Here is a 12,624-nt window from a genome sequence, read left to right on the forward strand (position 1 = left end):
GAGCGCCCGGGGCCGGGCGAGCGCCCGGGGCCGAGCGGGGGCCCGAGGCCGAGCAGGGGTACTAGGCCGAGCGAGCGCCCAGGGCCGAGCAAGGGTGCAGGGCCGGGCAGTGGCCTGGGGCCGGGCGAGCGCCCGGGGCCGAGCGGGGGCCTGGGGCCGAGCGAGCGCCCGGGGCCGAGCGAGCGCCCGGGGCCGAGCAGGGATACAAGGCCGAGCGAGCGCCCGGGGGCTGGCGGAGGTGCGGCGGGGTACGCCGTCGATGCGACCATGCCCCTGCGGGCGGTGCCCGGCGCCGCCGCGACCGCACCGCTGGGGGCCTCGCCCGCCCCCGACGAGACGATGCAGCTCCAGCGGATCCTGCCGGGCGTCGGGAACGGAACGCAGCCGCTCCGGCGGTTCCCCTCGGGTGCCGCCGACCAGACACAGCCGCTCCAGCCCATCCCGCCCGAAGCCGCGGACGGAACGCAGCGGCACCGGCGAGTCCCCTCGGGTGCATCGGGTGCGTCGGGTGCGATGGGCGGGACTCGGCCGTTCCGGGGAAGCCTGTCGGGTGGTGAGCCCGGCGCTGCCGAGCGGAGTCCGTTCGAGGGGGCGGAGGTGGCGGGGCGGCCCCGTCCGGGTGACGAGGAGCCGGCCCGTGGCCGGCGACGGCGGGCCCTGCTGATCGCGGCCACCGGTGCCGCCGTGGCGGTGGTGGCCGCGGCCGGGTTCGCGAGCGGGCTGTTCACCTACGAGAAGCCGACGCGCGACGGGGCCGCCCCGAAGGACGTACGGGCCGCCGTGCCCGACTCCTCGACCAGCGCGGCCTCCGCGTCCGCCACGAGGGACTCCGCCTCCCCCTCGGAGTCGAGCGCACCGCCGCCCTCCGAGCCGAGCGAGCGCCCCTCACCGACCCCCACGGAGTCGAGCGCCGCGCCGTCGGTCTCACCGTCGGCCACGGCGAGCACGACGGCCCCCACGGCCCACGCCACCGGCACCATCGGCGCCGGCAGCCAGGCCGACGACGGCCGGCAGACCATCTCCGCGCCCGTCCTGCGACTGGGCGACAAGGGCGACGAGGTCACCGAACTCCAGCTCCGGCTGAGCCAGTTGCATCTGTACAACGGCGACGCGAACGGCACCTTCACCAGCGAGGTGGAAACCGCCCTGCGCAACTACCAGTGGTCCCGCGGCCTCCAGGAGGACGAGCTGGGGGTCTACGGCGCGGCGACGAGGGCGAGCCTGGAGGCGGAGACCACGGAGCCGTAGCAGCCGTGGAAGCCGCGGAAGCGGTCCGGGAAACCGCCTTCGAACTCACCCCACGTGGATCCTGACCCCGCCCCCCGCACTCTCCACCCGCACCGCACGCAGATCCCGCACCACCGCATCCGGCCCGTGCACCCCGGCCCGCGCCCCGACGCCCACGACCCGCATCCCGGCGGCGTGCCCGGCCTCGATGCCGGCCCCGGAGTCCTCGAACACCACACAGTCCTCCGGCGCGACACCGAGTTCCGCCGCGCCCTTGAGGAAGCCCTCGGGGTCCGGCTTGCTCGCCCCCACCGACTCCGCGGTGATCCGCAGCTCGGGCAGCGGCAGCCCCGCCGCCGCCATCCGGGCCGTGGACAGCGGTACGTCCGCCGAGGTCACCAGCGCGTGCGGCACCCCCTGCGCGATCAGGGAGGCGAGGAACTCCGGCGCCCCCGGCACCGGCACCACACCGTCCAGGTCGGCGGTCTCCTCCGCCAGCATCCGCGCGTTGTCCGCGACGTTCTGCTCCATCGGCCGGCCGGGCAGCAGCACGGCCATCGAGGCGTGCCCCTGGCGGCCGTGGACGACCCGCATCACCTCGTCGCCGTCCAGCCCGTGGCGTTCGGCCCAGCGCCGCCAGATCCGCTCGACGACGGCGTCGGAGTTCACGAGGGTGCCGTCCATGTCGAGCAGGAGGGCGCGGGCGGACAGGACCGGCATGAGCAGCTCCCCACGAAAGTGTTCGTACGAGACAAGGCGGCCCCGCCCGCCGGTCAGGGAAAACGAGCGGGAGCCACTTTGTTTCTCCACGGTACAAAACAATCGGCGTCCGCCGCCACCCGCCCCGGAAAGCGTTCACCGAGCGTTCAGCCCGACGCCCGGCCCGACGCCCGGCCCGACGCCCGGCCCGACGTGCGGCTCGACGCCCGGCCCGACGCCCGGCCCGACGTCCGTCCGACCCCGCCTCAGCCCGCGATCGCCTCCCACAGGCTCCACACGCCGAGCGCGAGCATCAGCAGCGCGGCGATCTGCGTGATCAGCTTCAGCGGCACCCGCTTCATCAGCGCCTTTCCGCCGACGATCCCGAGCCCGGCCACCGCCCAGAGCGCCAGCACCGCGCCGAGACCGACGGAGAGCGGGTCGTCGTAGCGGGCGGCGAGGTTGGCGGTCATGATCTGCGTCAGATCACCGAACTCGGCGACCAGGATCAGCATGAATCCGGCGCCCGCGACCTTCCAGAAGGACTGGTTCTCCGGCCGCCGGATCTCCTCCTCGTCCTCGTCCTTCTTCATCAGCAGCACCGCCGCGCCCCCCAGGAACAGCACGCCCGTCAGCGCGTGCACGATCTGCTGCGGCAGCAGGGTGAGCACGCTGCCCGCCGCCACGGCGAGCGCGACATGGAGCGCGAAGGCGGCGGCGACGCCCGCGAAGACATAGGAGGCGCGGTAGCGGGTGCCGAGGACGAGGCCGGCGAGCGCGGTCTTGTCGGGCAGCTCGGCCAGGAAGACGACGCCGAAGACGAGCGCCGTGACGGTGATGCTGATCAAGGTTCCTCAATCGGTCGGGGGCCGCCCCGCCGAGAGTCCGCGCACTTCGCGAGCAAAGACACCTCGGCACGGCAGCACACGGCATCCGTGCCGGTGGGGCACGGATGTGCACTGCTTTGCCGAAGGTCTCGCTGGCCGGCCCCGGGAAAACGGGCCTGCCTCCGGGCGCCGGCTCAGACGAGCTGAGCAGTATGTCGACGGTCCGGCGAAGAGCTACTCCCCTTCTGCTCCCCCCAGTGTACGAGAAGCCGACAGAGATCGTTTCGCCGTAAACCTTGTCGTGTCATGTACCCGTCACTAACTTCTTACCGGACACACATCTCCCCGCAATGCGGCGCGACGAGCATTCCAACCGCTCGCGCTCCAACACCCCCGCCCCTCAAGGGAGTTCGCATGCCCAAGTTCTACGCGCGTCGACGCCTGAGCATACTCGCGGCACTCACCGCTCTTCTAGCCTCCGCCGCGCTGTTCAACTCCCCCACCGCCTCCGCCGCCCTCCCCACCCCGGTCAGCGCGGCCACCGCCCGCACCTACCTCGCCTCGCTCACCGTGGCGACGGAGAACCGCACCGGCTACGACCGCGACCTGTTCCCGACCTGGATCACCATCAGCGGCACCTGCAACACCCGCGAGTACATCCTCAAGCGGGACGGTACGAACGTCGTCACCAACTCCGCCTGCACCGCCACCAGCGGCAGCTGGTACTCCCCCTACGACGGTGCCACCTGGACCGCCGCCTCCGACCTCGACATCGACCACCTGGTGCCGCTCGCCGAGGCCTGGGACTCCGGCGCCAGCGCCTGGACCACCGCCCAGCGCCAGGCGTTCGCCAACGACATCACCCGCCCGCAGCTGATCGCCGTCACCGACAACGTGAACCAGTCGAAGAGCGACCAGGACCCGGCCGAGTGGATGCCGTCCGTCACCTCCTACCGCTGCACCTACGTGCGTGCCTGGGTGCAGGTGAAGTACTACTACGACCTCTCCGTCGACTCGGCCGAGAAGTCCGCGCTCACCAGCTACCTCGCGAGCTGCTGATCGACCGGTCGGTGCCGGGCCCTCCCCACTCTCCTCCGCCGCTGCGTACCGTACGGGGCGACGGAGGAGAGTGATCCCGTGGCCGGACTGCGGCTTGGCCCCCTGCTGAGATACGCCGACCCCTCGTCCGCGACCGTCTGGGTCGAGGCGAGCCGTCCGTGCACCGCCGAGGTGCGCTGCGCGGACGGCGCCGGCGGCACGGCCCGCACCTTCCAGGTGGCGGGCCATCACTACGCCCTGGTCCCGGTGAGCGGTCTGACGCCGGGAACGACGACGGCGTACGAGGTGCTCCTCGACGGCCGCTCCGTGTGGCCGCCGCCCGGCTCCCGTTTCCCGCCCTCCGTCGTCCGGACCCCGGCCGAGGACGGCGGCGACGCCGTCAAGGTCGCCTTCGGCTCCTGCCGCTGGGCGGCGCCCCCGGCCGACACGGAGGACACCGTCGGCCCCGACGCCCTGGACAGCCTGGCCGCCCGGCTCGCCGCCGACCCCGGCGCCGAACGGCCCGACGCGCTCGTCCTGCTGGGCGACCAGGTGTACGCCGACGAGGTCTCCGACGCCGTCGAACAGCGCATACGGGCCCGCCGGGGCCTCGCGGACGCGCCCGGCGCCGAGGTCGCGGACTTCGAGGAGTACACCTGGCTGTACTACGAGTCCTGGCTGGACCCCGAGGTGCGGTGGCTGCTGTCCACCGTCCCCAGCTGCATGATCTTCGACGATCACGACGTCATCGACGACTGGAACACCTCCGCCGCCTGGCTCGCCGACATGCGGGCCACGCCCTGGTGGCGGGAGCGGCTGCTGAGCGGCCTGATGTCGTACTGGGTCCATCAGCACCTGGGGAACCTCTCCCCCGCCGAACTGGCCGCCGACCCGCTCTACGCCGCCGTACGCGCCACCCCCGACGCCACCGACGTCCTGCGCGCCTTCGCCTGCCGCGCCGACGCCGACCCGGCGTCCGTGCGCTGGAGCTACCGGCGGGACTTCGGGCGGGTGCGGCTGCTGATGGTGGACACCCGGGCCGCCCGGGTCCTCGACGAGGGCCGGCGGGCGATGCTCGACCCCGGGGAGGCCGCGTGGCTGCGCGAGCAGGCCCTCCAGGACCGGGGCTCCTACGACCATCTCCTCATCGGCACCTCGCTGCCCTGGCTGCTGCCGCACCTGGTGCACGACGTTGAGGCCTGGAACGCGGCCCTGTGCCGGGGCGAGCGGGGTGCGCGCTGGGCGCGGTTCGGGGAGCGGCTCAGACGGGCGGCGGATCTGGAGCACTGGGCGGCCTTTCCGGCTTCCTTCGCCGCGCTGACGGAACTGATCGCCGAGGCGGGCTCGGGGGCGGACGCTCCGGCGACGGTGCTGGTGCTCTCCGGTGATGTGCACCACGCGTACGTCGCCGAGCCACGGTGGCCCGGCGGCAGCGGCAGCGGCAGCGACGGCGGTCCGGACGCGCGGGTGCTCCAGCTCACCTGCTCGCCGGTGCACAACTCGATCCCGCTGTCGATCCGGGTCGGCTTCCGGTTCGGCTGGAGCGCGGTGGCCCGGGCGCTCGGGCGGCGGTTCGCCGGGCACGGCGGCTGTGCCCGGCCGCCCGTCACCTGGCGCAGGACGGGCGGGCCCTGGTTCGGCAACCAGCTCATGACCCTCGCCCTGCACGGCCGTTCGGCCCGGCTGAAGCTGGAACAGGCGCGCGGGAAGGGGACGTTGGCAGTGGTGGAGGAGTCCGACTTGACCTCCCGTTGAGGGGTATCCGGGACAACTGGGGCCGGTGGGGCCCGCGTTGGCTTCTGTGACGGCCAGCGGCATGATGAGGCGGACCGTCCGCTTCCAGCAGCTCTCGCGGACGGTCCACTCCATCGCGCCCCACACGCCCAGGAGTCATCCCCTTGCCATCAGTGAACGCGGAAGCGCAAGCGCCCACGGCGTCCGTCGCCCTCGCCCTGGTCGGCGCCGGGCCGCGCGGGACCAGTGTCCTGGAACGCCTCTGCGCGTCCGCGCCGGACCTCCTCCCGCCGGGGGTGCGCCTCACGGTCCATGTCGTCGACCCCGATCCGCCGGGGCCCGGCCGGGTGTGGCGCACCGCGCAGTCGCCGGAGCTGCTGATGAACACCGTGGCCTCGCAGGTGACCCTGTTCACCGACGACAGCGTGGACTGCGCCGGCCCGATCCGCCCCGGCCCCAGCCTCCACGCGTGGGCGGGCGGCACGCTGGGCCCGGACGAGTACCCGACCCGCGCCCACTACGGCCGCTACCTGGAGTGGGTGTTCGCGCGGACCGTGCGCGAGGCGCCGCCCTCGGTGCGCGTGGAGACACACGCGGCCCGCGCCGTGCGCCTCGACGAGGCGGCCGACGGCCGCCAGGTCCTCACCCTGGACGACGGACGGGTCCTGTTCGGCCTCTCCGCCGTCGTCCTGGCCCAGGGCCATCTGCCGCTGATCGCCGACAGCGCCGAGCAGCGCCACACGGCCTACGCCGAACGCCACGGCCTGCGCCACATCGCCCCCGCCAATCCGGCGGACGTCGACCTCTCCCCCGTGGCCCCCGGCGAACCGGTCCTCCTGCGCGGTCTGGGCCTCAACTTCTTCGACCACATGGCCCTGCTGACGACGGGGCGGGGCGGCCGCTTCGTCCCGGCGGAGCGGGACTCGGGCGCCGTCGGGCTGCGTTACCTGCCGTCCGGCCGTGAGCCCCGGATCCACGCCGGGTCGCGGCGCGGGGTTCCGTACCAGGCGCGGGGGGACAACGCCAAGGGGCCCTACGGGCGGCACCTCCCGCTGGTGCTGACGCCGGAGGTGATCGCGGGGCTGCGCAAGCGGGCGGACTCCGGGGAGGCGCCCGATTTCCTGGCGGACGTCTGGCCGCTGGTGGCCAAGGAGGTGGAGACGGTCTACTACGCGGCCCTGACGGGCCGGGCGGAGTTCGCGGACCGGTTCCTCGCCGTGCCGCACCGGGATCCCGAAGAGGCCCGGATCCTGGACGAGTTCGGTGTGGCGGAGGCCGACCGCTGGAGCTGGGACCGGATCTCGCGGCCGTACGCGCAGCGGCGGTTCGCGCACCCGGGGCAGTGGCGGGAGTGGCTGCTGGCGTATCTGCGGCGGGACGCGCAGGAAGCGGAGCGCGGCAACGTGGCGGGCCCGCTGAAGGCGGCCCTGGACGTGCTGCGCGATCTGCGCAACGAACTGCGGCTGGTCGTCGACCACGGCGGGCTCGCCGGCGCCTCCCGCCGGGACCACCTGGACCGCTGGTACACCCCGCTCAACGCCTTTCTGTCCATCGGCCCGCCCCGGCGCCGCATCGAGGAGCTGACCGCGCTGATCGAGGCGGGTGTGGTGGAGGTGCTCGGCCCGCGTCTGGAGGTGCGCGAGGAGGACGGGGCGTGGGTCGCCCGCTCCCCGGAGATACCGGGCTCGGCGGTCCGGGTGACCACGCTGGTCGAGGCCCGGCTGCCGGAACCGGAGCTGCGCCGCACCGCCGACGCCCTGCTGGCCCGGCTGCTGAAGACCGGCCGGTGCCGTCCCCACACGGTCGACGGTCATGTCACCGGCGGACTGGACGTGACACCGCGCCCGTACCATCTGATAGACCGTCAAGGTAGGGCGCACCCACGGCGGTTCGCCTTCGGGGTGCCCACGGAGGGCGTGCACTGGGTGACGGCGGCGGGCGCCCGCCCCGGCGTGGATTCGGTCACGCTTTCGGACGCGGACGCGGTGGCGAGAGCCGTCCTACGTGCGGCGACGGCGGAAACAGGGCCCCGGACGGAGCCTGAGCCATGGCCGAATGTTGAACTTGAAAGCATTGATTAGGTACGCCTAGCGTTGACCGCTCGTTCGGTACCGCCGTCCCACCGACGGACCGTCCGCCGTGCCCCACCCGGACGGTCCGACCGACCCGACACCGAAGGAGCACCCCCCACCATGTCTGCTCGCCTCAACACCGCACAGCCCTATGCGTTAGGGCTGTTCCGCATCGTCGTGGGCCTGCTGTTCGCCTGCCACGGCGCCGCCTCCCTCTTCGGCATCCTGGGCGGGGCCGTCGGCACGGACGGCGGCACCGTCGACACCGGCACCTGGCCCGGCTGGTACGCGGCCGCGATCCAACTGGTCTGCGGCGTCCTGGTCCTGGTCGGCCTCGGCACCCGGGCCGCCGCGTTCCTCGCCTCGGGCTCCATGGCGTACGCCTACTTCAAGGTGCACCAGCCGGGCGCCCTGTGGCCGCTGGAGAACGGCGGCGAGCCCTCCGCGATGTTCTGCTGGGCCTTCCTGCTGCTGGTCTTCACCGGCTCCGGCGCCCTGAGCGTGGACCGGCTGATCACCAGGCGCTCGCCCGCGCAGCGTGAGCCGGCCGCCCAGCAGGCCACCGCCGCGGCCTGACCGACGCGACAGACCGGCATAACAGACCGACGTACGCCGGGTGCCCTCGCCACGACGACCGGGAGGGCACCCGTGTTCACAGGCGCGGCGCCCAGCCACCGCGAGCGGGTCCGGGAGTGAATGCGCCCTGCGAACACAAACACCCCCCGTGACCCTTCTGTCACCTCTCCCGCGTACGCTGTATGGCTGTCATGGTCACGGGGGAGCGAACGGTGTTCGAGAGTGTGGGGGCCTTGCTGGGCAGCCCTTGGATCTACGCGTTGGTGGGCCTGTCGGTCCTTCTGGACGTGTTCCTGCCGGTACTGCCGAGCGGGGTGCTCGTCATCACGGCGGCCACCGCGGCGGCCGCCGGCTCGGGCGCGGCGACCGGTCAGGTGCCGCACGAGGTGCCGGACATCCTGGCCCTGATCCTCTCCGCGACGACCGCGTCCGTCCTGGGCGACCTGGTCGCCTACCGGCTGGCCTGGCGGGGCGGTGAGCGCCTGGACCGCGCGATCTCCCGCTCCCGGCGGCTGACCACCGCGCAGGAACGTCTCGGCGAGGCCCTCGCCCGGGGCGGCGGGGCCCTGGTCGTCCTGGCCCGGTTCGCGCCCGCCGGCCGCTCGGTCGTCTCCCTGATCGCCGGTGCCGCGCACCGCCGGGCCCGTGACTTCCTGCCCTGGTCCGCGCTGGCCGGGCTCTCCTGGACCGCGTACAGCGTGGCCCTCGGCTACTTCGGCGCGCACTGGCTGGGCGCCACCTGGCTGGCGACGGGGGTCTCCGTGCTGGCCCTGTTCGGGGCGGGCGCGGGAGCGGCGTACGTCATGCGCCGCCCGTCGGCGTAGCCCGGTCGCGCCGGGCGGCTACGACGCCCGGCTCGCCGCGCCCCGCACCTCCAGCCCGCCGAGCAGCTGGGCCGTGGCCTCGGCGATCGCCTCGACGGCGTGGTCGAACACCTCCCTGTTGTGCGCGGCCGGCGCCCGGAACCCGGACACCTTCCGGACGTACTGCAGGGCGGCGGCGTGGATGTCCTCCTCCGTCGCCTGCTCGGGCAACGCGGGCGGACGCAGCGTCTTGATACTCCGGCACATGTCACCAGTCTCCCTCTGATCGGGTTGCCCTTCGGAGACGCGAAGCCGGCCCGGCCGGGCTGTGCCGGTCCGCGAGCCGCTCCTCGGTCCGCGGTCCGCGGTCCGCCGAGATGTGTGGTCATCTCCGGGCTGTCGGTCCGCCGCAGCAGCCAGAAGTCGCCCTCCGCCCAGGGCACCGGCCGCACCCGCTCCACACCGATGGAATCCATGCCTCCACCGTAGGACGGACGTCCGACAATCGACGGTCCGCCGAGGGGGCTTGGCTTTACTGGCCTGACGGCAACCCGCCCCGGCCCGAACCGACCCGGAAGGACCCCCATGCCCGGCTCCGCGCCCCCCGTCCTCGCCCACGACGGTGACTGCGGCTTCTGCCAGACCTCCGTCGACCGCGTCCGGGCCCTCGCGGCGCCCGCGCTGGACGCGGTGCCGTGTCGGTTCCTGCCCGCCGAGGAGACCGCGCCGCACCTCCAACGGCTCGCCCGGGAGGTCCTGCTGCTGCGCGGCGGCACGGTCCTCGCGGGCGGGGCGGACGCACTGGCCCGCACTGTGGCGACCTCGCCCTCGGCCGCGTACCGCGTGCTCGCGGCCGTCGTCCGGCTCCCGGGGGTGCGCGGCGGTGCCCGCGCGGTCTACCGGTGGGTGTCCCGCAACCGGCACCGGCTGCCCGGCGGCACGCCCGCGTGCGCGGTACGGCCCGCCTCCGGCACGTGAGGCGGATCCGTATGCGACTCCGTGTCCCGACCTGTGTGCTGACCCCCGCGGGCCCGCCCGCCCTCGCCGACGGTCACGCCGTCGACCGGTACGTCCAGATCGGCTCGCTCACCAAGGCCGTCACCGGGACCGTGCTGACCCGGATGGCGGCGGCCGGAGCGCTGTCCCTGGACGACCCCCTCGAACGGTGGCTGCCCGAGGCCCCCACGACCGGGATCACCCTGCTCCAGCTGGCCCGGCACACCTCCGGTCTCCCCCGGCTGCCACCCGGCGCGCTGCCGCCCCGGGACCCGTACGCCGCCTTCGACCGGCCCGCGCTGCACGCCCTCGTCCGCCGCCTCGACACGCTCGTCACCCGTCCCCCGGGCCAGGAGGAGGAGTACTCCAACCTCGGCTATGCGGTGCTCGGCGCGGCACTGACCGCCGCCGCGTCCGGGGCGTCGTACGAGGAGCTGGTGACCGAGCACGTGCTGCGCCCGCTGGACGTCACGGAGGTGGGCGCCCACCCCGCTCCGGAGCGGCGGCTGCTCGCTCCCGGGCGGTTCGGCGGAACCCGGCGGCCCTGGACCATGGACGGCGCGATACTGCCCGCGGGCGGTCTGTGGGCGACCCCTCGGGCGACGGCCGATCTGGTCGTACGGCTGCTGGTGGAGCGCCGGCTGGGGGATCCCGCGCCGAGCTGGCAGACGGCCGGGCCGCTGCACTGGCACAACGGGGCGGTGGGCCGCGCCTCGGTCTTCGCCGGGGCCCTGCCGGACGGTGCCTGGGTCGTCGTGCATCGCCTCAACGGGGACACGGACACCACGGACCGGATGGGCATCGCCGCCCTCAAGCGGGACGCCCGGCGGGTCCCTGAGTAGCCCCCACCCCTCTGTCGAACATACGTTCACACGAACACCCCGAAGGAGCTCGCCCCGCAAAATCGAACAGGCGTACCATTGCCGTGTGGCTAAGACCTATGACTTTCCCAGCGACCTGCGCGCCGGTCAGGAGGAGCTGCATCAGGTCCGGGCCGAGCTGTCGGCCCTGCTGAAGCGGCTCCCCTGGTCGGTGGAGCCCCTGGACGGATTCAGTGACGCGGGCGGCTGGCGCAAGATCGAGCGCCCCGCGTCCCCGGGCTGGACGGCCGACGAGCAGGCCGAGGTGGAGAAGCTGCGGCGGCGCGAGCACGAGCTCGCGGTGTTCGTGAGCTGCCACCGCTTCTGGTCGGAGATCGCCGCCGAGGACCGGGTGGAGGCCCGCACGCACCTCAAGCACGCACACGGCACCCCACCCGGCGAAGCGGACCGCACACCAGAGAACTAGCTCTTCCCGGCGAGCAGTCCCTTCATCTCGGTGATCTCCGCGGTCTGGCCGGTGACGATGTCGCCGGCCATGTCCCTGGCCGCCTGGTAACGGCCCTTGTCCCGCTCGGTTCCGGCCATCGTGACGGCGCCCTCGTGGTGCTCGACCATCAGGGTCAGGAACGCGGTGTCGAAGGCCGCGCCGGACGCCTTCTCCAGCGTCTTCATCTCGGCGTCGTCCATCATCCCGGCCATGCCGCCGGAGCCCGAGTGGTCCATGCCGGGCATGGAGTCGTCCGCCGACGCGCCCTCCTCGGGCACGTCCTCGCCCCAGGCCTTCAGCCAGCCGGTCATCTTCTCGATCTCCGGGTCCTGGGCCTTCTCGATACGGGCCGCGAGGTCCTTGACCTGGGCGGAGGAGGCGCGGTCGGCGGCGAGCTCCGCCATCCGAAGGGCCTGGCGGTGGTGCGGGATCATGCCCTGCGCGAAGGTGACGTCCTGGGCGTTGTGCCCGCCGCCGGAGGCGTCCGCGGAGGCCGAGGAGGCCGGCTCGCCGTCTCCGCCGCACGCGGTGAGGAGCAGCGCGGCGGTCACGGTCACCACCGCCAGCGCGGCACGGCGGATCGGGTTGCGGGTGGTGCTGGTCATACGGGAACTCCTGGCGAGAAAAGGGTGCGTGGACACGTCGGCGCACCCCGCCGGCCCGTCGTACGGGGGCGTGGGTGCGCGCAGCGGTGTCTAGATCCGCAGGAGTTGGAGTTCCGCCAGGGAGGGTGGCGCGCGAGCGCCCTCGGGGGCCGCGACCGCGTGCGGGCACAGGGTCTCGTCCGGTACGGGCACGGGGGCGGGGTCGGGCAGCAGACCCGGCAGCACCGGTCCCCCGCTCACGGCGGCCGAGGCACAGGTGGAGTCGGCGTGCCGGGCGTGTCCGCCCCCGCAGTGGCCCTCCTCCCCCGCACAGCCGTCATGGCCCTCGGCGGAGGCGACGGACACGCCGGACATGACGCCCGCGACGGCCGCCATGGGGCGCGGCTCCGGGTGCGCGGACCACACTCCCCCGGGCGCGAGCCCGTGCATGCCGAGCAGGCCCACGAGGAGCCCGAGCACGCACACCGCCCGCCGCCACAGTCCGTTCACAGCCGCCATCCTAGGCACCGCGCGACCCGGACATGCGAGGGGCCCCCGGATCTCTCCGGGGGCCCCTCGGGTGTTCCTGGTGGGCGCGGACGGTTTCGAACCGCCGACATCCTGCTTGTAAGGCAGGCGCTCTACCCCTGAGCTACGCACCCAGGACGAGTCGACAGCCTACATTGCCCTGGGCCGTGTCCCGCAAACGTGTATCGGCGCCGGTGGGAAAGTCACGGTCCGCACGGTGAACTGACCGGCC

General features: G+C 73.7%; 14 protein-coding genes and 1 tRNA gene. 9 read left to right on the forward strand and 6 right to left on the reverse strand.

Going from position 1 to position 12,624, the window contains the following annotated elements:
- The first annotated feature begins 267 nt into the window (after nucleotides 1-267).
- On the forward strand, nucleotides 268-1,248 hold the full coding sequence (locus tag AQJ64_RS50025) for a peptidoglycan-binding domain-containing protein (protein WP_055639093.1): 981 nt from the start codon (nucleotides 268-270) through the stop codon (nucleotides 1,246-1,248).
- Nucleotides 1,249-1,293: 45 nt separating this feature from the next.
- Here the strand turns inward: AQJ64_RS50025 and AQJ64_RS07600 are convergent, their stop codons facing one another.
- Together AQJ64_RS07600 and AQJ64_RS07605 are read right to left on the reverse strand one after the other, a co-directional pair.
- Nucleotides 1,294-1,947, reverse strand: a complete 654-nt coding sequence (locus AQJ64_RS07600; protein WP_055639092.1) for an HAD family hydrolase — start codon at nucleotides 1,945-1,947, stop codon at nucleotides 1,294-1,296.
- Nucleotides 1,948-2,192: 245 nt separating this feature from the next.
- A complete protein-coding gene (locus AQJ64_RS07605) occupies nucleotides 2,193-2,774 on the reverse strand; it encodes a TMEM165/GDT1 family protein (RefSeq protein ID WP_055639091.1) in 582 nt (193 codons plus the stop codon).
- A gap of 393 nt (nucleotides 2,775-3,167) precedes the next feature.
- Here AQJ64_RS07605 and AQJ64_RS07610 point away from each other — a divergent pair, with 393 nt between their 5' ends.
- The 5 genes from AQJ64_RS07610 (at nucleotide 3,168) to AQJ64_RS07630 (ending at nucleotide 8,997) form a co-directional block, all read left to right on the forward strand.
- Nucleotides 3,168-3,812, forward strand: coding sequence for an HNH endonuclease family protein (locus AQJ64_RS07610; RefSeq protein ID WP_059202502.1), 645 nt, complete (start codon nucleotides 3,168-3,170; stop codon nucleotides 3,810-3,812).
- 78 nt (nucleotides 3,813-3,890) lie between these two features.
- Entirely contained in the window at nucleotides 3,891-5,546 is a 1,656-nt protein-coding gene (locus tag AQJ64_RS07615) for an alkaline phosphatase D family protein (RefSeq protein WP_055633327.1), read from the forward strand.
- 143 nt (nucleotides 5,547-5,689) lie between these two features.
- A complete protein-coding gene (locus AQJ64_RS07620) occupies nucleotides 5,690-7,606 on the forward strand; it encodes an FAD/NAD(P)-binding protein (RefSeq protein ID WP_079061515.1) in 1,917 nt (638 codons plus the stop codon).
- A gap of 111 nt (nucleotides 7,607-7,717) precedes the next feature.
- Entirely contained in the window at nucleotides 7,718-8,173 is a 456-nt protein-coding gene (locus AQJ64_RS07625) for a DoxX family protein (protein ID WP_055633325.1), read from the forward strand.
- A 191-nt stretch (nucleotides 8,174-8,364) separates the two neighbouring features.
- Nucleotides 8,365-8,997: a DedA family protein gene (locus AQJ64_RS07630; RefSeq protein WP_055633324.1), complete on the forward strand. Its 633-nt coding sequence runs from the start codon at nucleotides 8,365-8,367 to the stop codon at nucleotides 8,995-8,997.
- A gap of 18 nt (nucleotides 8,998-9,015) precedes the next feature.
- Here AQJ64_RS07630 and AQJ64_RS07635 read toward each other — a convergent pair whose 3' ends face one another.
- Nucleotides 9,016-9,243 carry a DUF2277 domain-containing protein gene (locus AQJ64_RS07635; RefSeq protein ID WP_055633323.1) on the reverse strand — a complete coding sequence of 76 codons (228 nt, stop codon included), beginning with the start codon at nucleotides 9,241-9,243 and terminating at the stop codon, nucleotides 9,016-9,018.
- A 318-nt stretch (nucleotides 9,244-9,561) separates the two neighbouring features.
- Between AQJ64_RS07635 and AQJ64_RS07640 the strand changes: the two genes are divergently transcribed.
- The 3 genes from AQJ64_RS07640 (at nucleotide 9,562) to AQJ64_RS07650 (ending at nucleotide 11,259) form a co-directional block, all read left to right on the forward strand.
- Nucleotides 9,562-9,954, forward strand: a complete 393-nt coding sequence (locus AQJ64_RS07640) for a thiol-disulfide oxidoreductase DCC family protein (protein WP_055633322.1) — start codon at nucleotides 9,562-9,564, stop codon at nucleotides 9,952-9,954.
- 11 nt (nucleotides 9,955-9,965) lie between these two features.
- The gene (locus tag AQJ64_RS07645) at nucleotides 9,966-10,814 is read left to right on the forward strand and encodes a serine hydrolase domain-containing protein (RefSeq protein WP_055633321.1); all 849 of its coding nucleotides are present in this window, start codon (nucleotides 9,966-9,968) and stop codon (nucleotides 10,812-10,814) included.
- An 85-nt stretch (nucleotides 10,815-10,899) separates the two neighbouring features.
- Complete coding sequence (locus AQJ64_RS07650) at nucleotides 10,900-11,259, forward strand: hypothetical protein (protein ID WP_055633320.1); 360 nt, start codon at nucleotides 10,900-10,902, stop codon at nucleotides 11,257-11,259.
- Here AQJ64_RS07650 and AQJ64_RS07655 read toward each other — a convergent pair.
- The 3 genes from AQJ64_RS07655 to AQJ64_RS07665 all read right to left on the reverse strand — a co-directional run bounded on the left by AQJ64_RS07655 (nucleotide 11,256) and on the right by AQJ64_RS07665 (nucleotide 12,526).
- Nucleotides 11,256-11,885 carry a DUF305 domain-containing protein gene (locus tag AQJ64_RS07655; protein WP_055633319.1) on the reverse strand — a complete coding sequence of 210 codons (630 nt, stop codon included), beginning with the start codon at nucleotides 11,883-11,885 and terminating at the stop codon, nucleotides 11,256-11,258. The two genes, AQJ64_RS07650 and AQJ64_RS07655, sit on opposite strands and share 4 nt — an antisense overlap.
- A gap of 90 nt (nucleotides 11,886-11,975) precedes the next feature.
- Nucleotides 11,976-12,383 carry a DUF6153 family protein gene (locus AQJ64_RS07660; RefSeq protein WP_079061516.1) on the reverse strand — a complete coding sequence of 136 codons (408 nt, stop codon included), beginning with the start codon at nucleotides 12,381-12,383 and terminating at the stop codon, nucleotides 11,976-11,978.
- Nucleotides 12,384-12,451: 68 nt separating this feature from the next.
- Nucleotides 12,452-12,526 (reverse strand) — tRNA-Val (locus AQJ64_RS07665).
- Between the last annotated feature and the right edge of the window lie 98 nt (nucleotides 12,527-12,624).

The sequence above is a fragment of the Streptomyces griseoruber genome, assembly GCF_001514205.1.
GTDB lineage: Bacteria > Actinomycetota > Actinomycetes > Streptomycetales > Streptomycetaceae > Streptomyces > Streptomyces griseoruber.